Origin of the sequence: Microbulbifer variabilis (assembly GCF_020524905.1) — a bacterium.
In the GTDB taxonomy this organism is placed as follows: domain Bacteria; phylum Pseudomonadota; class Gammaproteobacteria; order Pseudomonadales; family Cellvibrionaceae; genus Microbulbifer; species Microbulbifer variabilis_A.
Genome location: NZ_JAIVKI010000012.1, coordinates 22887 through 45888 on the forward strand (window position 1 = coordinate 22887; position 23002 = coordinate 45888).

Annotated in this window: 16 protein-coding genes; 4 read left to right on the forward strand and 12 right to left on the reverse strand. The window is 37.7% G+C overall.

Translation table 11 applies throughout. The features are described from left to right. Nucleotide 1: 1 nt before the first annotated feature. Nucleotides 2-1180, reverse strand: a complete 1179-nt coding sequence (locus LC073_RS13890; protein WP_226647849.1) for a hypothetical protein — start codon at nt 1178-1180, stop codon at nt 2-4. A gap of 515 nt (nt 1181-1695) precedes the next feature. On the opposite strand from LC073_RS13890, the gene LC073_RS13895 reads away from it, so the two are divergent. From LC073_RS13895 to LC073_RS13905, 3 genes are all read left to right on the forward strand, one after another. Beyond that, nucleotides 1696-3288 (forward strand): VCBS domain-containing protein, encoded by a 1593-nt coding sequence (locus LC073_RS13895; protein WP_226647850.1) that lies wholly within the window; start codon nt 1696-1698, stop codon nt 3286-3288. Between the two features lie 17 nt (nt 3289-3305). Beyond that, nucleotides 3306-3599 carry a hypothetical protein gene (locus LC073_RS13900; RefSeq protein WP_226647851.1) on the forward strand — a complete coding sequence of 98 codons (294 nt, stop codon included), beginning with the start codon at nt 3306-3308 and terminating at the stop codon, nt 3597-3599. Nucleotides 3600-3789: 190 nt separating this feature from the next. After that, nucleotides 3790-4119, forward strand: coding sequence for a hypothetical protein (locus tag LC073_RS13905; RefSeq protein WP_226647852.1), 330 nt, complete (start codon nt 3790-3792; stop codon nt 4117-4119). A gap of 1368 nt (nt 4120-5487) precedes the next feature. Here the strand turns inward: LC073_RS13905 and LC073_RS13915 are convergent. Continuing rightward, nucleotides 5488-6390, reverse strand: a complete 903-nt coding sequence (locus tag LC073_RS13915) for a LysR family transcriptional regulator (protein WP_226647853.1) — start codon at nt 6388-6390, stop codon at nt 5488-5490. Nucleotides 6391-7012: 622 nt separating this feature from the next. Between LC073_RS13915 and LC073_RS13920 the strand changes: the two genes are divergently transcribed. Beyond that, nucleotides 7013-9526, forward strand: coding sequence for a serine/threonine-protein kinase (locus LC073_RS13920; protein ID WP_226647854.1), 2514 nt, complete (start codon nt 7013-7015; stop codon nt 9524-9526). Here LC073_RS13920 and LC073_RS13925 read toward each other — a convergent pair. The 10 genes from LC073_RS13925 to LC073_RS13970 all read right to left on the reverse strand — a co-directional run bounded on the left by LC073_RS13925 (nt 9513) and on the right by LC073_RS13970 (nt 22998). Beyond that, a complete protein-coding gene (locus LC073_RS13925) occupies nt 9513-11042 on the reverse strand; it encodes a hypothetical protein (protein WP_226647855.1) in 1530 nt (509 codons plus the stop codon). The two genes, LC073_RS13920 and LC073_RS13925, sit on opposite strands and share 14 nt — an antisense overlap. A 56-nt stretch (nt 11043-11098) precedes the next feature. Then, nucleotides 11099-12070: an FHA domain-containing protein gene (locus LC073_RS13930; RefSeq protein ID WP_226647856.1), complete on the reverse strand. Its 972-nt coding sequence runs from the start codon at nt 12068-12070 to the stop codon at nt 11099-11101. A gap of 1582 nt (nt 12071-13652) precedes the next feature. Beyond that, the gene (locus tag LC073_RS13935; RefSeq protein WP_226647857.1) at nt 13653-14579 is read right to left on the reverse strand and encodes a hypothetical protein; all 927 of its coding nucleotides are present in this window, start codon (nt 14577-14579) and stop codon (nt 13653-13655) included. A gap of 760 nt (nt 14580-15339) precedes the next feature. After that, nucleotides 15340-17379, reverse strand: a complete 2040-nt coding sequence (locus LC073_RS13940; RefSeq protein ID WP_226647858.1) for a hypothetical protein — start codon at nt 17377-17379, stop codon at nt 15340-15342. A 46-nt stretch (nt 17380-17425) separates the two neighbouring features. After that, entirely contained in the window at nt 17426-18253 is an 828-nt protein-coding gene (locus LC073_RS13945) for a hypothetical protein (RefSeq protein WP_226647859.1), read from the reverse strand. Continuing rightward, nucleotides 18250-18639 carry a DUF4280 domain-containing protein gene (locus LC073_RS13950; RefSeq protein WP_226647860.1) on the reverse strand — a complete coding sequence of 130 codons (390 nt, stop codon included), beginning with the start codon at nt 18637-18639 and terminating at the stop codon, nt 18250-18252. The genes LC073_RS13945 and LC073_RS13950 overlap by 4 nt, the downstream gene beginning before the upstream one ends. Nucleotides 18640-18642: 3 nt before the next feature. Next, nucleotides 18643-20307, reverse strand: a complete 1665-nt coding sequence (locus LC073_RS13955) for a hypothetical protein (protein ID WP_226647861.1) — start codon at nt 20305-20307, stop codon at nt 18643-18645. 83 nt (nt 20308-20390) lie between these two features. Next, complete coding sequence (locus LC073_RS13960; RefSeq protein ID WP_226647862.1) at nt 20391-21398, reverse strand: type VI secretion system protein IglI family protein; 1008 nt, start codon at nt 21396-21398, stop codon at nt 20391-20393. Beyond that, nucleotides 21380-22279, reverse strand: a complete 900-nt coding sequence (locus LC073_RS13965; RefSeq protein WP_226647863.1) for a hypothetical protein — start codon at nt 22277-22279, stop codon at nt 21380-21382. The genes LC073_RS13960 and LC073_RS13965 overlap by 19 nt, the downstream gene beginning before the upstream one ends. After that, nucleotides 22279-22998 carry a DotU family type IV/VI secretion system protein gene (locus LC073_RS13970; RefSeq protein WP_226647864.1) on the reverse strand — a complete coding sequence of 240 codons (720 nt, stop codon included), beginning with the start codon at nt 22996-22998 and terminating at the stop codon, nt 22279-22281. Before LC073_RS13970 ends, LC073_RS13965 begins: the two co-directional genes overlap by 1 nt. Between the last annotated feature and the right edge of the window lie 4 nt (nt 22999-23002).

Here is a 23002-nt window from a genome sequence, read left to right on the forward strand (position 1 = left end):
TTTAAAAATTCATATTCGCAGTCAAAGTAACGTGGGCTTCGCTTGGCAATTGCGCAAAGTATGATTGTTCAGCGCCGCCAAAATACCTTATTGATGCGCCAAGAGTCCAATTACTGTTCATTTCACGGTTAAAACCGGCTGTCAAAACCATACCGCCGTCATCAGGGGAATATAAAAGATCCAGTTTAGGATTGTAATTGTGATTGGATAAACCCCAGTGCAGCATCAAATTGTGGCGGTTGCGGCCCTCACTCAAAAAGACTGCCGCAGAGGAGTACCTGACACCATCCCAGTGAGCACCCTGCGCCCGGTACCAGTTGGCATTCTCTGACAGTTTTTCCCAGTCATGCGCATGCCACGCTCGGCTATCAAACCAGTATTCCGCAATCACGGTGTGTCCTGTCCTATGGGTCCAGGTCATGCCCAACAGGGCCTGCCAGCCATCGCTCCGCTCCCCCTCACGGGATGAAACGCTAGCTTCCGGTGAACCGGGCTTTAGCCACTGACGATAACGCTGCTGGTAACGGCCCTCGCTGTGCAGCTCCCAAGACTGACCACAGGTAGTCACCCAGCTGGCGCCGATATTCAGACCACGCTGATCGTCCAGGTAGCCGAGTAATTGCCACTCGCTCTCCCCTTCCAACTGATACCATTGTGCAGCAATTCCTCTTGGAAGCGCTTCATCAATAAGCTGACTTGCATTGGCATCAACCAGCATTAGGCTCATCTCTCCATTGGCAGTGAAGCGACTGGCAGACACTACGGCAACCCCTTCATTTGTACGCAGGGATACCGGGTTGCGTTCCATAGGCAAGAATAAATCCAACGGCCTATGGGCATAGCTCACGCCATAATCCAAGCGTCGCTTACCTGCTAACAAATCCCAGTCAAACCAGCCCCCCTGCCAGAAGAGCTCTTCAACAATCAATTCAGACTCTTCGCCAGCACCATTATCCGCTTCATGCAGTACAGATACCTGCCCTTCCCATCCTGACATCTGCGCGGCACCTTGTAATTTTACCTGACGCTCATAGCCTGACTTGATATCGAAGATGGCACTTTCCGATTGACTCTTGGCATTGACAGCCATTGCCAACTCCCACTGCTGCGTGAGCGATTGAGCATTGAGTTCACTCGCCGAAAAAAAGCTCAGCAAAAGCCAATAAGCATTCCTTCTCATCATCACCTCCTACTTGATGGAAGCAATTTAGCAGTGCTGCTTGTCGACTCCAGCCCAACTGATAAATGGTATTTTTACAAGATGAGCAGTAACTGGATTGGATAGATAGTAAGAAATTTCTCGTAAGAGGGTAAATATGCTTACCTTGAGGAATAAAACTAATGAATCCGTGTATCCGTAAAGCTTATGCTTCCAAATAAACCCTGCTAGGCAACTGAAATTTGCAGCCAAAGTGACTAGTAGGCCATATAGTATCGGAATTAAGCCCCCTGTCGCCTAATGCAAAAAAGCGGAAATCCCCCACGAATTCCTCGCAAGAGCAAGGCAAACACTTTTCTATATCGCTAATCCACCGCGCAGCCTCGGAACCGGTGGAGATTTTTAGCTTGCCGCGACGAAATTAACTAAAAATACCTTAAAAACCACAATTGGTGGAACCGTACCAAATGGCAAGAGTCCATCCTTTATCTCATTTAACACCGGCCATTACCTAATAGCGATAATTCGGGGGAAGAATGCCTGGTTTACTTAAATTTTTTGGTGCGCTCACTTTAACCCTATTTCTGGCAGCTTGCAGTGGGGGCTCTGGAGGAGGCAGCACCGACAATAATCAGCCAAATAATGAAACCAACAGCGGACCTAATACCGGAACAGGTTCCGGTAATGATGATGGCAATGAGGGGAATGATGGCAATGCTACCGATAACGATGACTACACATTTAACCCTGCCAATCCTCTAAGTACATTAGTGGTAGGCAGTAGTGAGTATGCCCAAGGCTCGCTTAAGCTTGAAAATACCGATAGTAAAAGCCCCACGTTCCAGGCGGGCACTTACTCTGGAGGATATGGTGACTTTAAACTCTATGACAATGGCAATTGGGAATACCAGCTGAATAGCAATACTAATAGCTTGAATAACGGCGCTACTGTCGAAGACACTATTACTTTTCCACTTAGCAATGGCGACCAACTCAGCGTAACCTTTTCCATCCAGACGATTGAAGCCACACAAAATAGTATCGTTTTTGTACTGGTAAATTTTTCAGATGCCACAGTTACTGATGATATCAGTATATCCCAGCTTGCAGATATGACATTCAACGATATTGACTCGCTCGATAACACCTATAAAGAAAATTCGTTGGGACAGCTAAAATTCAAACGCCACCTCAGCAGCAACGACTCTCTCGCCCAATATTGCTATGGTGAGGAAAAAAAGGAAGAAAGCTCCATTGATTGCTTTATATACAGCATTCCAGACAGTCAAAACGGTGGTGTTTTAAGTGTGGAAAATGCACAAGCTCGCGCTGGAAGCACACAGGATAGCCAATACTCAGATGGCGGTTACACCTGGCGAGACAATGCAACCCGTTGGATCGAAAGCAGCTTTGTGGACGCCAATAATCGCCCGGTAGATCTCAGTGAATGGCGCCACCGTGTATTTATCTTTCCAAACGGCGCCTACAATGCCGGATTGATTGGTACCGGGGTGGCGGCAGTGAATGGCCGTTGGAGTATCGTCACGGCGGACAGTGACCAATTAATTATGGGACACGAGCTTGGCCATAATATTGGCTTAGGGCACGCAGGTAATGATACCAACAATGACGGGGATACCAACGATCGGGGTGAAAGTGAATATGGGTCCGCAGCAGTGTTTATGGGGAATAGCTGGCAATCCCGTTTATTTGGCAGCGCCCACCGGGAGTTTATGGGTTGGTACAAAAGCTTTCCCAATTATTCGAAATCTACTGCCAGAAACCCTGGTAACACTTCAGAAATACAACTTCAGGCCATCGAACTTACCGCAGGGGAACTTGAAAAAACCTTACCTCAGCTTGTAAAAGTCGAGACTAACGGCAGCAGCAATGGGGAAGATTACTATTTTGTGGAATATCATATTTCACACCCAATTCTGAACCCTAGCTCCCAACAAGAGAAGGCGGTCACAGTACATTACCTTAAGGATGATACCGCTAACCAAGTGGCCACCCTGGAAGAACCGGGCAGTAGCTTTACCGATGACTCCGCCGGTGTAACTATTCAACTCAAATCCACAAATGACGACACAAACACCGCCACCATTTCAGTGAGCTATTCCAATTAAACAGAGAGGATTACGCAATGCGATTTTTTCTCGCCTTGATTACCACTTTATCACTTATCTCATATGCCTGCGGGGAAGAAACTGTAACCGGGGTATTAGAAGAGGAAATTTCAGAGAATTTTAAGACCGGAGAGATCGATCATAGATTTTCCATCAAAGATGAAAACACTGGGAAATATTATTTTGTAGATGCGAAGGATATAAACAAAAAAGGAATGAAATCCGGCGAGCGAGTAAGAATACGCGGAGAAAAGCGAGATAATCGTCGGATACAAATTAAGGAAACCCAGAGGATTCTTCGCGAAGAATAAGCAAGCATTAACCTGCCATCTAAAAACCTGCGCCAGGGCATCCGCTTCATTGAATGAGCCCTGGCGACGTAAAAACCTTCCAGATAGCACAATGCAATAAGCCGCCCCATTTTTGCTATTATTTCACTGGTTACATCTAGGAATTTGCCAACCCTCTCATGTTGGCGATACATATACCAGGGAGTAGCGGATGAAAACAGTTGTATCAATCGTTCTGGGTATCGCTCTATCACAATCACCATTTGCAAGTGCCGCTTGGACTCAAATGGCACGCATTGATTACCTCAAAGTACATAACCAAGGCGTAGATATTCAGTTAAAAGGATTTAAAAACGACAGTGCTGAGGTAGTATGTCTCGACACTAGTACTTTTGTACTAGTCAGCGACGATTCACAAATCTATGACACTAAAGTCTCTTTCTTACTATCTGCCTATATGTCCAAAACACCGGTGAACTTTAGTTATTACGGGTGCCATGAGGATAAGATACGGTTGAGTTCCGTTATGATCAAGGATTGACCTAACGCCAAAAAGGACAAATATTTTGTTAATGGATACAAGGAGGTATCCATAACTTGCTTTCGCATTTCAAATGCATAATTCAATGAGGACACTTTAAATATTCTGTTACCAATAAGTTCCAGTAAGGATTCTCGGTGAAAAAACTAAGAATACATAAAGCAACAATCTGTCGGAGAATAAAAGACAACAAATGATACAAGATTAGCTAGATAAAATCAGAGTAAAGCTAACAAATTCCCCATGAAAAAGTGAAATTTACCAGTTTTGATGGAGGTGACAAAAAATGACAAACCCAGGATAAACCCCTGGGTCTATACAAATAATCACAACCCTAACAAAAGTATGTATTGCTCCACCTGGCAGAAGAACTAGGCAATATTTCCAATTATTCTAAATGTATGGTATATCGAGAGACACTGACTATCGATACAAACAAACTGTTTCAAGTGGCCGCGTGGGTGCTTTTCTCAAGAAGAATCGAAGAGTGTAAGGCCATAAGAACCCTGTTGACACAGTCATTGAAGAGGCAGTGTTGATTTATGCCCTTCATGAGTCTGCTCATGGATAGGTTCGAGTCGCTTATGAGAAACGTAAATGTGATGTATTTGTGTCTCCCAGCGGTGTTCGTAGTATCTGATTACGCAATTACCTAACAAATTTCAAACTGCGATTAAAAGCGATTGAAGTCAAAATTACAGAGGAGGACTAATCCTCACCGAATATCAAATTCAGGTTTTGGTGCGAAAGCAGCATGGTAATGAAGCCTGTGGTGAAATAAACATTCAAAACCAGGTCTATTTGGGCTATCAGAATACTTTCTATGTGAGGATATTTAAGGAATGTTGGTCGTGCTTACCAACAATCCTATGTTGATACCTAAGTTAAATTATCCTATCGCAAGTTGTATAGGACCAAAACTTCGATTAGCACACCAGACTTTCTGAACAACTGTGTATAACCGTTATACGCATGCCTCACGATGCTGAATAAAAAAACGGTATCTGTTAGAGATCCTTAAAACTATTTTATAAGTGTACGACCAACTATCATTACGTCGCAAGATCTGCAGTTGTGAGAGAAACTGTAAAGGATCCATACCCGTGGCTGGTAAATTATAATAGTGACCGCACTCATCTAGGAAAGAAGTGTTGCGGCCATACACCGATAGAAATCTTTGAATATAGAAAAGATATCTGGGAGGAGAAAATCGTAAACTGAATTTGTCCTGACAGAAAATACTCTGAAAACCGATAATCGTAAAATCAAGTCTGAACTAAAATTCTTTATTGGATAAAAGCATGGGACCAACTTCGTATATATTCGATCAGGCTAAATACCGGAGTTGCCTGACACTGATAAACGATATTAGGCCCAGTGTTTTGCATCTTCTAAAATTGTATCCCGCATCCAGCGATGTGAGGGGTTGTTTTGCTGTCTCTCATGCCAATAGAGGTAGAAATCTATAGGCTTCGCACTTACAGGAAACGGTAGAATTTTAATCGGATATACATCTTTTAATTTATTAGCAAAATGCAAAGGAACAGTAAAGATTAGGTTGGGCTCGCTTGATAGGACTGGCATTAAGCTAAAGCTAGGCACTTGTAATACAAGTTTTCTCAATGAACTTTTTTCGCCGATAGCTTTATCGGTTAAAGAATCTATATTTTTACTGATTAAGATACTCCCGTGCTGTAATGAAAGGTAAGTTTCTAGTGTCATATCTTTTCTACGTAGCTTGCACCTATCGCTCACCATACAAACAAATTCGGATTTAAACCACTTTTTTCTGAATAATCCTGGACGATCAATATCGTGCGGCATAAACACTAAATCAATATTGCCATTTATTAAACCGTTAACACCTTCAAATCCGTCCATAGCATGTGAATGCATAATTATTTTTATTTCTGGGGCAAGTTTTCTGATATTGGTAAATGCATTTGATGCTAGATAGTAGTCCAAATCTGTACCAGAGAAATGAAACTCTTCAGAACACTCTTTAGGTAAGAAACTAGCTGCTCTTCGGAGATTGATAAGCTCTGGCATATGAACAGATAGTTTTTTCTTAAGCTCCTCCGCTCTAGGTGTCAAACAATAATTGCTCCCTGATCGTACCAATAATTGGTCACCGAAATCGCGTCTAAGCTGTGTCAATACCCGGCTCATCGCTGGTTGACTTATTTCGAGCTCTTTGGCCGCTTTACTCACACTTTTAAGCCTTAAAAGTTGCCACAAGTGAGGAATAAATTTAAAGGTTTGAGTCTTCATGTTACATCAGTATATCATTTATGCATATTCAATATGTTATCTATGCACTTTACAGCAAATATCTCAGGTGTAAACTAACAAGTCCGGTGAAGTAAACAAAAACAAACAATCTTATATTGAATATTAATGGCATTTATAACGAAGGGTTCTCGTGAATTCTGGTGGTCAATAGTGAAGATATTCCATTGAGTGGTATCAAAAAATATGATGAGTCATGAAGTTGACCTTGACTCCTAGATCGTAAAAATTGGAGTAACCTTTAAGTCAGGATGGGAGTGAGCTCAAAAGATATACACAGCAATGGGAAATAGAGTGTTTTTTTACATTGTACTGGAATTACCGTTATTTGGCCATCCAGTGATGGTGGCTACTTTTTCACTGTCGCACTAATTACATTGCACATGCATATTAATAATGCCAAAAGAGTTAAGACGTTACTAAATGTCACTAATCATTTTAGAACTGTGTTGCCATAACTTTAAGCCAAAGTTCTCTGTATCAAAAATTACACATAATAAGTCTTTTTTTGTCGATTAATAAAAATATTTCTGCCATAATTAAAACAGGCCACTGCGAAAATTCTAATTTATTAAATTTAGGTATTTAAAGAAGTATTTGTCCCATGAATTCAATTGAAATAGAGCTACTTCCATTGGATTGTGATCGCTATCAACTTATTGAGCAAATCGGAAAAGGTGGCGAAGGCATTGTTACTAAGGCTTACGATAAGCATTTAGAGCGATACGTAGCTATTAAAATTGTTCAGTTTAAATCAAGAACAACACTAATAGAGGCGCAGGCACTGGCGAAATGTGACAGCCCCTTTATCATTAAAGTTTTTGATGTGATTCATAATGATAAATATGTAGTGATGGTTATGGAACTTGTTGAAGTTGCACAACCATTAAACAATGACTCAATTGCAAGGATGAACTCTAATGAGTTCTACATTTTTTTTAGGCAACTACTTATTGCCGTTAATGCGATTCATGCTAGCGATCTTCTTCATTTAGATTTGAAGCCTAGTAATATATTACTTGATGATAAAAAACATCTAAAAATTACAGATTTCGGTATTTCTGAAAAATTATCAAATAAAAAATCAGAAGAAATAAATGAAACTGATACAAAAAAAGGGTCTTGGGGATGTCTTACTCCTGAACAAATAAAAGGTGACGCAGTAAGTGAGGCTACTGATATATTTGCAATAGGCATTATATTATACATTCACCTCTTTAAACATCACCCTTTCTTGGTAGATGACTCTATAGAAGAAACTTGCAATAATATCCTTTATTCGACGCTACCTATCTTTCAAAAAACATGGGGCCATCCTCCTCGCTCTCTTTTAAAGCTAACACAGGCAATGCTCAAGAAAAAACCTGAGCTTAGACCTCATATAACGTATGTCATAAAGATTTTTGAGGAAGTTCATACATCATCAAGAGTCCAGCAGTCTCTAATTGAAACACAAGAAATACAAAACTATAAATCAAATTCAAAACTGACAACTTTAAATAGAAGGTGGCCTATAGCCGTAACGATATCTCTCCTTATAATTGGAGTTTCGCTTTCAATATATAAAGAGTATACGCCCTCTTATAGTACTTTGGTAATCCCCACAAAACAAAAACAGGCAGTTACCCAGCTAATTGGCAATCCAGATCTCAGCAATCAACTTTTAATTTCATCAATAATTTCTAATGAAATTGAAGCTGCAGTAATCGCAGATCCGAGACGAAAATTAATAAGCAAGAATGAATGGGGAGGCACTGAGTTTTGGCAACATGAAGCTGATAAAATTGGTGCTGATGAAATAATCATAAGTGAATTGGCATGCCATGAACATTTTTGCGATGTGTCTATATCCATTTATTTGCACAAGGAAAAAAAAATAACTAAACAATCAATTAAAACAATCCATCGCAAAGATCTATTTTTTGTGGATCACAATGTTGGGAATGCATTAGAGAAAGAATTTGATTTTGACATAAAGCCTAGAACATCAGATGAACTACCTGAAAATGAAAGACTTAAGTATCTGCAACTAAAAACAATAATAGAAAATAGAGAGGTAGAAGACAATGATCTTACTGCAATACAAGAACTTGCCAAGAAACACCCAAATCATTTGGGTGTTCAATTACTCCTCGGAGAAGCTTTCCAAATTAAATATAGCGAAGATCTTAAGAATAAACAAACATGGTTAAGGAAAAGTAGAAATCAAACTTCAAAAATGAAACGTGTTTTCCCAAGAAATGCTGCGGTGCTACACCTTGAATTTAAAGAAAAAATATTAACGAAGGATCTTAAAGGTGCAGAAGAAAATCTTGAAATAATTAGAAATCTAAACGCTATCGACATACAACAACTTGTGCTTGCAGAGGCAAGGTTAAAGTTTGAATATGGAGATAAGCAAAAAGCTTATGCTTATTTCAAAGAACAGAATAACTTAAGAAAAAATCAAGAATATTTCAACTTAAAAGCACGGATGGAGCATGAACTTGATTTGCTTGAGAAGCTGGAAATAACTTCTAAAGAGTGGATTCGAAAACACCGTGGAACAATTCCACGTTTATATCTAGCAAATACACTCTTGAATTTAGGAAAACTAGACGAGGCAACCGGCATCTACATTGAAATAATGAAAGATGAAAAATATAGAGATCATATTAGAGTAAACTATGCTGTATGCCTAATGTTGCAAAATAAATTCACTCAAAGTATTCAAATACTAGAAGAGATCAACACAAAAGATAATCCCACTCCTCTTGAACTGCTAAACCTAGCTGAGAGTTACAAAGCTATCAAAGATCCGAAAGCAAATACAATTTTTAAAAAAGTACTTAAGATTTATGAAAATTCCGATATTATAGGTATAGATTATGCCTACAAATCACTGACCCTCGCTCATTTGGGTGAGGCCGATTTGGCACTCATTGAACTTCAGAAGGCAGCAAAGCTCGTTCCCCAGGATCAAAGTTTCCATCTTATTGCAGCTTATGTTTATAGCCTCATCGAGAGGCCAAAAGCAGCGCTAATAAATGCACAGGAAGCCAAACGCCTGGGAATAAGATCTCATTGGTTTAGACTTCCTTGGACAATGGAAATATACTCAAAAATCAATCAGGAATGATAGGGCGAGTTGGGTCATCAATCGTAAACGTATTATCAGATCGTTTGAGTAAGAAGCCAAAATTCTGGGTGGATAGATTATCCTCAATTACACGACTCAATACCCTAAGTGTTTTACCGCTATCCTCAATATAGGTAAATGTATCATCTGGTATTGAATCCAAATCAGTTAACCAAACAATAGATCCTGCATTAGGTGATGCCAATTGAGAACGTATTGATGCAGCAACAACTGAAGGGTCATATTTGGAGTCTTTAAATAAAGGAAATTTTGCAATATGTTCTTCTAGACTATTGCTATCGCTCCACCGTACTTGATCAGGATTTATACCAGATACGAATGTATAAGTGTAATCAGAATGCCAATCCTCAATCGAAATTTTATGCCTGCGTATATTCCAGCCTTGCTGATGCGAGCTAGTTACCAAAAGGTCATTAACTAGTAGACCATTGTATAAATGCATAAGACTATTGTTAGCAACAATATCTTCTGGCAAAAGCTTCATATGTACAGATCGTTCATTAACACGGAACATCATAGATCGATCTAGAGAGTTTGAGGACAAACCTGCCAATTGAGGTAAAGGTCTATTCAATAGCTTAAGTACTGGAGAGTTAGACTCAATACTTAACACATAAAGCTCACCTTCTACACCTGTAGAGCTTTCGTTAACTAAAATGTGGTCTCCCCCAGCATCTATAACATCAATTCTCCAATGAGCCAGTGTCTCATTATCCCCAATGGTATGTATCAACTCTAATTCAACACTGCCTTCCTTCTTAGCGAGAAATTCACCCGTTTTACTATTTTGAATGGTAAAAAGTGCTTTTCCATCAATATAATTGAAATGCCATGCTGCGTTGTCAGGTTGATGATCTTCCGCTTGTAAAAAATCATATGGAGTAAATGTTGCACCGTTTGCATCATTACCCGTTAACAATAGTTTTTCTGTTTCATTTGCCCATGTATAACTTGGTACAATTGTATAGGTATCCTGAAAGCTCAACTCTATAGGATACATAGCACTTGTAAGCCCACCTGAAGTAGCACGAAAACGAAGATATCCAAGGACATCCCATCCAATCAATGTGAAGCTCCCAGAATGAGTTACCAGGTGTCTTCCCTCAAAACAAAAAGTGGCCCTAGATTTAGCTTCATAAGTTGTAATGTTATTAGTTAAAACGATGTTTCTCGGGTGGCTGTTACTGTCTTCAAGGATAAGATAGTCACCTTTTGATGATAAATCTTTCAATGAAATACAATTTACATCTGCCAAACCAGGCTCTACTAGATAACGGCCAGCATTAAGCTTAGTTACCGGTGTTTCGAATACTCGATCTGTATAAGCAGGCCATGGTTGTACAGTTGGCCCAAGTGGCTTACCCTCATCATAAGATAAGGCAGCCACCCGCTCGAATATCTGAGCACTTGCTTCAATAGACGTAAATGAACAACTGAATACAATAAATAGACCAAACGAAAAAAACTTTTGTTTGTAACTGGCAAACCAACTCATAAGGATTTTCCATATCTGTTATATTGAAATTTAAAAAGCATTGAAAATAAATAGCACTAGATAACTATAGAGTGCCTTTGGGGTGATATCTGTGCATTATCTTCCGGTCTAAACTCAACCAATTCACTTCCCTTTTGAATAGTTATACCACATGGACGAAGTCGAATTTCACCCTGCCTTCTATCAATGGGTGGATTCTTTATACCAGCTCTCTCAAAAGCGCTTCTGGCTCGGAAAATCAATATATTCAAATGATTTGATTCAATTTTCAATTCATGTAATAGAAAGTCGGTAGAGATCCAGCCGCTATCTCTTATTGGAAGTTCCTTAGTTTCATCTTCAACTAATCTACGTGCCAAAATAAGTAGCAACTGATGATGGACCTTATAGCCCATATCCTGCTCAACATGGTTATAGGTGGTAACTAACTGGACATTTTCTTCGTTTAAGCTAACACCAAAGAATATTTTTAGCTGGTCGTTATTTTTCTCAATTTTAAAGGTTTTAGTATCCGCAATATTTTCATTGGAATAAAATACCCAGCTTCGACCAGATAAGGATACCCTGTCACCCCCCCTAATGAGTTTAATAGATTCACCCTGCTCAATAAACCATTGACCAGATTCTCTCTCATGGGTGATCAATAGTTCTGCATTGGTTTCATTAGGTAGGATATTACAATTTTCCAGCTCTATATATTCTTCACCACCATTCAATAATAACACGGACATAGGCGAAGATGAGTCAACGAAAGACCAAGTATTATCTCGATCTTCTGGAAAACTGATGTAATCACCTTCCTTCAATTGTACTCCACCAAGAGGAATTTTTTTATTGTTTAAATAGGTACCATTCCTACTTTCATCGTATAAATACCAGAGGTCATTTTGATAACGAATTGTGCACTGTAACCTTGAGCATAGGGGACACTCTAAAGTAGTATCAGTGGATTCCGGGTCCCTGCCCATTGAATGAATGGATTTTAAATAGATTCGTTGTTTAGTTTTTGAATTAACTAAGATTCCCATAACCATCCCCAAGAAAACACTCATATTTGATAGTCTTAAAAAAACTAATCAAAACATAGCTAAAGTTTATTAGATGCTGGAATGACTCATATTTTAAAGAAACTTACTTCATTTACTAATCTTTAAAATAATTGTGGTTACATGATGTTGTTGGTTTACACGTAATAATAAAGGCAAGAAAATCCATTTGATAAAACATCCTGATTATTTTTTTATATCTTGTTATTATTTCTATAGTTAGGCCATAAAAAAACACCGTGCCAGTATAAACTCCAGAAGAGGCTGCACGCAATAAAAAATATCAAAAACGCTCCCTGTAACGATATTTTATATCAAATGAAACTTTTTTACTTGATATTTATTTGCTAGGCGCCAGTTCAGAAAGGTGAACCTATTAGCGGATTATTTTCCATTAGAAATGTGTTGATAGGGATAATCAAATTAATAAATGACCAAAATGTTTAAATTTTGTGTTATTCGTGAGTTAAAATAAAAATCTTCCAAGAATATAAATGTGATAGGCATCACTCATATAAACGTATTTTTTCCACTAGGGCCAACTGAATTATTCTCAACAGAAGATATAGTTTTAAGCATTTCTAGTCAGAGTATAATGAAGCGCACCAATTCAGTTTGACTTATGGGCCGCGATGAATATATAGAAACTCTTAGAGAAAAATTCACAGTCTTTATATTTATTTTCAAGTAAAGTATTTCCGTCCTAATTTAGCCGCTAAAGTTTTTTCAGCTGGTACCTAGTCTGATCAAATATAATTTGCGGCCTTTCCTTCAATCAGTTAGTGCCCTACGAGGGACCCCATCAATCTATAGACGTTACACTTTTAGTCCAGGTGAGTATTATCAATCAGTGAGACATCTTTGCTTAGGCAACAATGTTGACTTGTTATTTTGAGTGCTCAAGGCCTCTTAAACCTTACTCAGGGGAGGTATCCTACGTTCTTAGATAGCCAGTAGATAAGGTATTTATTTCACATCCTCATCTTACCCTCTCTCCAAAACTTGTCCTGTCACTCCATGAGGATAAGCTCCTCCTGAGCCACCTTGTCCTTAAGCGTTTTAGTCACAATTTGATGTTGCCAGGGTTATATCGAATATCAACTACTGTAAACATCCCTGAGTGATGAAGACACAGCGCGTTTACACAGTCCATTGAAGACCCGAAGCTGAGAAGACACAGGTTCTTGGAGCGTAGCTGTAAACAATGTCACATCAATGGTAGAGCTAACATGATTTTTGTGTTAGGAATACACCGATTCTTTTCAGGGATAACGTCTACACCCTAATATTTAAAACGTCTTCCTTTTACTTTGTGGAAGGGACCCTCAAGAGGCCTGACCTGTCGCAAGCTTTGGAGACATTGTAGAATTTTTAGACAATATTAAGAGTCCAGGAGTTAACAACACGATCCTGTGCTCGATGGTACGGTCATTGGTATAGATTAGTGGGGTTACCATTGGTTTTGTTATTTGGATAAGGTACTAATACGAAAATCGGAAAACCCACCTTTCAAACATAAATTTTAGATTTGTCCTATTCTAATATTTATCAATACAGATACCTATCAACTACCACTACCCGTAGCTACTTCAATCATTTTTGATTTTAAGGGATCATACGTTATTAAAATAAAGTTTTCCGGTAATACGACTGAGAATAATTTAGAACCTGTACCAATGAGTCTATTGTAATCCATTTTAGAGATAGAGAATTCCACAGCTCTCAAACATTCCTCTTCTATTTCGTATAACATATCCCACTTCTCTGTCTCGGGTATATCGGTACGATCCTTAAGAGATTCCCATCGCTGATTACAGGTCATACCTTCAGAGAGGTTCGAGTAGATATACTCAGGCCATGGGATAGCTTCGGTTATACTACTTAATTGATAATCAACATATCTTTTTCCTGGTGTATCTAAATTATCATGTAAGTTAAGTGTCGTGTACGTAATTCCTGTCCTATAAATATTCGTGCCATTTTTATCATAAATGGCAATGATCAAAGTCGCATCGCTACAAATGGGTTTATCATAATTTATTTTGACAGTAAATTTTTTACCTTCAGAAGTAGCAGTAAATACCTTGCTTGTGTGGTAACTACAACTGTTATTTTCATCATCTGTCAGCTGTGACTCCTCTTCATAATTCCAAGTACCATTTTCCCTAATAATAACGGTGTTATCACCTTTGATAACCTCTAAAACTCCTTCGGAATAAACCAAGTAATGGTGATTTCCATTTTTGAATCGATACCCCAAAAATCTACAGGGGGTGATCCCATCTTTGCACAGCGAATACCAGGTTTCACCAGTTATAATAATTGAGTTTCCACTTTTTTTTGATTTCCCTTCATAAGTTACATTTTCACAATAAACATACCCCTCCGGACAGTTTCGTGTAATCTTAACTTCATAGTTTGCTGTTGTAAGAATTTCAGCATGAGAAACACAACAAATTAACAAAAAAATAATAGGGGAAAAGAGTTTCATATTAATATTCCCAAAAAAATCATTAAAATATTGTAATCCAATCACCTGGCCTGTGATCATATTACACAGTTCAAGTTTTAAGAGCTTGTGTTGACATGTAATAAAAATTTTAATAGAGCTCCACATGAAATAAAATATCACACTTCGGTACCATCCCTGTAGCAGCAGCATAGTGGAATTAATTGCTAACCTATCAGCAACAGCGACTTTTAATTATGCCCTTTAACTTGTAATTCACTCGAATCATCTACTCACTGAAACTGACTGAACTAACATAGTAGCCAAGAGCCCAAAATATCTTCCTTTGATAACCCACTGTACATGCTTGAACTTTGAAAAATCTGAATGACATACTTACCTATTGTAAACTAAATTACTTTAGAAAACTCTAAATTTCGCATTAATTAATATCAATATATGGATGTAATTACTCATTACTTGCCCTCGACCAATTAACCCCCTTTGATGATATAAGTTGGAAAGTATCGCTCCAACCTCTCGGCTCAATAGCTCAAATAAAGTTCTCCATCGATACATAGATACATAGATACATAAGTACAAATACCAACAGTAATACTTTACATGTAATTTGAAGCGTAAGTGTCACATTTAGCCTAATTTATAAAGGGCATATTAAGAAATTTTCCGATGGCACGATAGAGCCTAATCGGGTCAAACTACCTCAGAAATTGGTTTTCCAATACATTGATTATTTTGATAATAATCCTAGACTCCCTATTTAAAATGTATTTACATAATATTACTCATTGAGCTCAAAGTTTTCTTTGAATTTTTTTCGCATTCCCGTATGTCCAGCAATCTTTTTAAGGACCTCATGTATTGCTTCGAACATAAATATTACTTCTTTGTCAATCAAGCGTAAATCACCCTGACGAGGAGCTTTAATGACATCGTACATATTCTTATATCTTGTCCATGTTTCATGAAAGGATTTAACATAAAATTCAGGCGAATCTTTTTTAAGATCCTCATCTTCAAGAACAGAACTTAGTCCCTTAAATTTACCAAATTCGCTATCGATTATCTTTCTAATTTTAGCTGGCTTAGTGAAGTTTTTTGAAATGTAATAACTCATTCTTAATGCGTTATCACCCTTAGTTTTAGAGTTAAATGTAAGTATAATATTTTCATGATTTAATAACTGATTAATTTTTTCTGCAACATTTTGGGTTCCACTCCCCATATTCGAAAATAGACCCCCTTCAATTAGAATAGGGTTATTGCTGGAAGTCTCATTCATAAACATAGTTAGGCCATCTGCCATTATTCCAGGGGTTTGCCATTGAATATTATCTCCTAATTTTTGTTTGCATCTGTTGTAGTAAACAGAAAATTCTGGTGATTCAAATAAATAATGAGCGAACCAATTTCGCCATGATATCTGAGCACTCTGATCGTCCTTCTCCATTAATGTTGCAGCTGTTACAGCACAATCAAACAACACATATTTGACAAGGGAAAAATATCCTCGCGTGGGTGGAAGCATACTTATAGTAGGAGTTCCTAAATAATTAACAATTAATTCTTCACAACACGCTAAGCAAACCGCAACCTTAAGACCTATTTGATTATCATTCAGGTTTATTTTTTCTGCCGGTATACAATTAATATTTTTTTCTACAATAGAACTTAGTGCTGTTTTGCGAACTTTAAATGATTCTGGGATAAGTACCCCTTTATAAGCAAGATACTTAGCTTTCGTTAGAATAGCCTGACTAAATATTCTTTTCGTAAGAAGTGGGGTATTATTGCCACACTTAAGATTAAAAGCAGGTGTATTCTTGTATGAATTTTTTATGGAAATTTCTTTATCTTGCAATAGTTTTAGAAGAGGAGAACCTCCGATGCCTGATCGTGCATAAATTTTAATATCTCTTTCCTTTTCCTTAAGCTCATCTGCTGTATAAATTTCTCCTGCTGAGTTAATATATCCACCATCAAAGATATCCCTCACACCATCTTTTGCACTAAGATTACATGCAGTTACTCCACTTAGAACGCGAAAGAAATAATAGTGAGGTTTCTTTTTATATTCACAATATAGCGCTATCAAACATTCGGCTTTATAGCAAGAAGACACTAATCTCTTTTTTTGATCTAAAGATATTGTACTAGAACCGGAAGTTATTCCTAATTTATTTTTAAGAATATCATCAACATCCTTAGTGATTGCTGCAGCCATTTCAGCTTCCATTTGTTGAAAGCGCATTTCCTGATCTTGATTAAACAGTGTTGAATTTCCATTGCCAAGATTCATACCTTTTAAGCCATGGTTATTATCTCCTGAATCAGGACTATATGTCAGAGGCGACCAAACACCATTTTTTCCATCAAAAATTTCTGATGAAAGGTTAAATCCACCTTTACCTGTCGAACCATCACCATACTGACAACGAAAAACTTCCCACAAACCTTGTGTGGGATTATTTAATATCTTGCCAATCAAACCAGCAAACCCACCGATAACTGGGATTGTTTTACAACCAGCTATCAAAAGCTTAGAAACGATACTAGATGCTGTGCCGAGTCGATCATCCCATCTAGAATCATGACGAATTGTTTTTGATAGGTCTGATAGGTTATTATCAATACTATTATTGATATTTATTTCTATGTGCTCTAAAACTTTTTTCTCTACAGAAAATCTGAGCTCATCTAAGACTGCTCCCTTCAAAGGAGGAAGTTCACCGCCAAATTTCTGCCGTCCTCTGAACACAATTTTACTCAAGTGTTCATTTATTACTTTCTTAAGCTCATCTTCTGTATCTTCAATGCTCACAGATTTCTCCTAATTATATTATTGTCTGGTAGGATCTATTAGTTAATCAAAATGTCAAATAGATTTTTTTTGACGGTAAGAAAAGTGATTCAAACATGTCAATAGTCTCAAGAGGATTTTCAAATTCTTCTTTGATAAAGCTTGAAAATGATAATAATTCAACAAACAATTTCGATGAGAAATAGGGCAAACGTATTAGCAATTCGTGTATAGATGAATAAACTTTTCTCTCGATATCATATTTATCACTGAAACAGAAGATTCCATCCTTATCCAAAAGAATTTTTTCGACCTCCTCAAATTTATTGAGGAAATCAAAATTATGGATAAGTGTATAAACCTCTACCTTCCTACCCAATGGTGAAACATCGGATATTAACGATATAACATCATGTAGATGTCTCTTAATATTCTCTTCGTTCATTTCATTTAGGTAGCCGACATTGAATGTAATTAATAATTTCGGAGATGGCATAAACCAGGACCCACGTAGTCTTTGTATCTGCCATTTTGTTTTTTGAAGTACATTTCCAATAAAATCATCCGGTATTGATATAGGCTCCAATAATTCAAATGAAGAATCATTTTTAAGGATTCTATTTATTACTTCAGCTCCTGGTTGTGCATGCCCTATTACTAGTAGTTTTCGTAAATGTCTTCTACGTGCACAAAAAATTGAATAAATACCATAAGCCACTAGGCATATGAAAACAGTAGATGCACAAAATAATCCAACTAAACTTAAATGCTTTAATAAACTATCAGTTGTTTCAGCATCCCAATGCAATATAAGACGTATTATCAGAAAAATTCCTGCACTAAGAACGAATATTAGCCCCAAAATAATACAATTTATCAACGTAGAACGGTTCATAACATAGCCTCCACTTTTACCTGCCCCGGTTGTTGTATTGTAATTACCCCCCCCCATATACACATCAGCATGCTATCTTTAGTAAGTATGGGCATATTAGCTAGTAATACCGTGGGATCACCTGGTACCCAAGGGGCGATTGTTGAGGGCATGCAAGGCATCGGTGTAAGCGCGCCAAATGCCGCAGCAGTTGCCGCTGCAGTCGGTGGATAAGCCAGAGAACTACAGGGACCAAACGGCATAATGTTTTTTAGCGGTTTATTGTCCATAATATTGGCTCCCGGCATAACCTCCAAAACTCTATTTTCTGGTGTCACCATCAACGCGCTAGGTGCCGCTCCAAATGAGCACTTCATTGTTGCGCCTGCACAAACACATTTTGGCATTGCTTATTCCTCACAGGTTTGTAAAACCAAGGTACCTTCGCTCATCTGTAGCATTTCTGTATCCTTACCCTTTGTTCTTTTAATTTGCAGTTCAGGTTTATCTTGTTTATAGATATGTTTTATTGATGTTTGATCTTTATCATTCTTTCCAAAAAGTAAATGATTACCTTGTGTATCTGGAGTAAGGCGGCTATGTCGACCCCAGTCCAGTACTCGAACAATAACGGCACGATATAAATCAATTGCCAGCAATACCCGTGTATCCCGATACAGCGGAAAAAACATATGGGGATTTGCATTATCTGCTTCAAATAATACTCGAATTGTTTGGTTAAAGAGCGGAATATGGACTTGATATTCCATTTGTCCAGTTTCGTTATTAGTTTGAAGGTCATAGGTAAGATCTTTGTCGGAACCTACCGCACTTACAATCTCACCTTCGACAAAAAAAGAGCCTGCTGAAGAATTATATTCTGGCATATGTAATTTAGGGCTTTCAGAATACTCTGCATAAAATGAATATTCAAGACTGAAAGTACCATTCGCCGCTATTTCGGTTTCCCTCTTTGAGCCTTCTGTTTGTATCGCACTAATATCAATTCGGTAACAGCGGTAGCGTTGGTTCGTATAAAGTGCATTGGTTCCCCAGTGTTCCGCATCAACCGAGAAGGCGCAACCGGGGTAGTAGGTTTCTAAAGGCCACTGCGTAAAAGCACCGTGCAACTCCCCACCATGATTCTTAAAGCGCTTTTCATCAATTCTCTTAATATCGTCGAAATTCTTCTTCAATGGCTCTCGGTAAAGAATATCCTGGTGAATACCTTTTTGTGCTGTAGGTAAACTAAAGGTCTTTTTATCTACCCCTTTAACAATGCCATTAAGTAATTGTAGATTATGACGTGGCGATGAAGGCCAGTAACTTCTCAAGGTGGTTACTTCATCTGGCAGAAATTTTTCCGTCTTTTCTGGTTCAGGCTTTTTATCAGAAATTATGTAAGAGTTATTCTCATAATCATATAACCAAACTCCATAAATAGATTCGATATAGGACATCAAGAAATCATAAAAATTTATATTGTGAAAACTCCCTGTACTCTGGTAATGGTAAGCGTGGGTTTTACACAGTCCCAGCGCAATCATGGGTAGTACTTTATTTAAGTTATTATGATTGCACTCTAAGGTAAGGCCTGGCACTAATTGCTTTTCTACAACCTTACGCATACTTATATTAGTGTAAAGTTCACAGGGAAAATGCTGCTTCCAGAGCACTTGCGCTGGGTCAGAAAAATTCATTGTATAGAATCGGTTTATGATAGGCTGCCCATGTAAGGCGTCACTACGTCTCTCAACCACCGACTTCTCGGTGACTATACCTTTAAGCGTAACTGGCTTAACATCTTCACCGAATTTTAAGGTAGGTGAGAATGAAATCGAAATAGCAATGAGTGTTTCATTAGAGAAGCTAGCAATCAATGTGTCTTCTCTTAAATCTGAGTCATAGGAGAAGGACAAACAACCTTGAAATCCAAAAAGCTCTAATCTTGCCTGAAAAGATTCTATGGCCCCTCCCGGTATATGCTCCACTTTATCACCGATGTAAAGTATTACATCAAATGAGAGACGGTCTGGATCTCCATATTCATTTTTATCTATTATCGGGCGTAACATTATTTACTCACCTAAAATTAGAAAATAGAACTTCTTGATCACTTAAGATGAAATTTAGAGCAACTTATACTTGTGTGTGACTATCACTGAAAAACTTCTCTCATTTCACTACTATAGGAGTCCATTGTTGAATTTTTAACGGCCGCAGGAGTTACCATCATGTCCCTAAAGCCGTTTCTGTCAACCATGTAACATTGCTGCAATGCTTGCCATTGATTATCGTCATGCTCAGAAATATATTGTGAGAAAACCGCAGCTTTTTCAGCAATAATTGCTGTATAGCTTTTAAATAGATTCGGTAGATAAATCAATGGATCAAAATTAGCCAAGGTGATTCGTATATCTTCAACGACGATCGCAGCCTTATAGTCTTCCCCTTTTTTTGTTAGATCTTTTAACACATCAATTTTATCTATGAGTTCGGATAGATAATATGAACATTCGGAATTCGCAAATCCAGTAGGAGCGGCGTAATCGATCACAGGGTTCGCGAGATTTTCTTCTGATTCAGAATCGTTTTTTATATCATTTTTTTCTGAGCTAATGTCTTCATTTTTATTGTCGAGTAATGGAAAATATATGGAAACAATAGATTCTAATGCTTGTATGGCAGATGAGAACCTGTCATCTTCGCCAATTAATTCCTGTAGATTGATCAGTTGCTCATAAATAGAAGCGGCATGTAAAGGGAAATTTTCAACAGATGGCGTGAAGCGTTCCAATCTCTTTGCGAGCTTTTTAAAAAATACACTAATACTTTCACAGGTGTATTTCGCTAAAACAGGGTCACTTTCAAGATAATCAGTCTCTTCATTGGTAAATTCTTCTAATAGTTTTTGAATGACTGATAATATATCAACATGGGTCTCCGAGTCTGATTCAACCCAAAGAGAATACAGATAATAAAATACAATCCTAACATCGTATGTATCATTCAGGAGGATCTCATCGCAGTGAGAGATAATATCTAAAAAATTTCCGTTAACCCAAGAACTAGAAATTGATTGGAAATACTCATCGAGTATAATTTTAGAAGCACAAGTTTCTAACTGAATATTGTCTTTAAGGTATTCTAGGGTTTGATTAGACATGACCTTCTCCAATTAATCTCTTTGTCCAACGCCCTATTTGTTTTCACACGCCCCTCAAAAATAGTTACCTCCTTGTACCTCCCAACACCTTGAACAATTGAATCTTTTCCGAGGATACTATCTCCATCTAAATTAAATCCGCAGAATTCTTCGTATTCTTCTTGCTTGATGCTAATTGATAGGTCCATGCCGCTGAATATCGGCAGTATCATTCTATCTATTCTATTTATAACTTCACTATTCCAATCTATAAAAGCTCTATAAGTCCTTGCTTTATGCCTCATTAAAATTTCAGTCGTTTCAATTTTTTGCGTACTTAAGCCACCTAAAGATACTTGCACTGGGTTCATTTGTTTGCCAACGATTACTTGCTGACAATTTTTCTCTCTAATATAGAAGCTATTACGTATTTCAATATCAAACTCCGGGAAAATGCGTGTAAAGATCCATATTAATGATGTATTGCAATTATAATTTTCTAAGAATAGATGTTTGCATGCTATCTCTTTCCAACTTTCAAATAATCCCGTATTTATATTTGGGTAGGCTCCTGCAATATAATCAAGGATGATAAAGTGATCTAATAAACCAAGTACTTTCTCTGTTGCTGGGTCGATATCCCTGTTTTTTTCCAGTTTTTTTAGCCAGCGTGAAGGGAGTGGCGTTTGCGCACCCAATAGTCCAAAATTAACGACTATATCCACAGACTCATCATATATTATTACATCTTCAATTAATCGATCTTGAGTTGTCAGACTGCAATTTCCAATAAACATGATATGCTCGCTCTTAAACCCCTTATGCTTTAGAAGTCTAAGTAGGGCAAGTAAATCAAAGCTACTTAACTTTGAACGTATTTTACTATTTAGCAGCCAGGACATCAGTCAGATCCACGTTTAGAATTTAAAGTTCCTCTGCGACGACGCCGGCGCCTATATTCTGTCTTAGGTAAGGCACTTAGAATTTTTCTATCATCAATGTATAAATTTTTTGTATGATCAGCAGGCACTAAATTTTCGATAGATTTATTATCACTATTATGCGATTCACTCTCTATCTCTCTACTATTATGTATACCTAATGAAAAGATATCTGAATATTCATTTCTTTGAACAAAAGATTCCAATTTCTTTGTTAAGCGCTGCTTTATCTCATCGATATCATCTGGACTATTGAAATATCTACCTTTAAACCCTAATTGCAAACAGAAAAATAATATTTCGAGGAGAGCTATTGAGGGGGCCCTTTCAGATAGCAATTCATCTATCATATAGAAAAATTTCAATCCACCATTTGTTATATTTGACCTGATTTCTTGCAGCAGCTGCCAACGGCTCCCTAACCCCGAAGTGCTTGTTTTTACCATTTCATCAGTATGGATTGCTAATACAATAACTATTAATTCAGCGCTAGATTTATCCATTAAATCCTGCAAATTACGCTCACAACTAGTAAGCGCATGAAGTAATTTCTCATGTAACCCCACCATGAAATCATCTTTAAGGGTAATATCGTTATTTATATTGGATTCAAATTTCTTTAACTCTACTTCCCTGTCTCTCAAAAACACATAAATACAGTCCCACTGATCAATATTCATAATT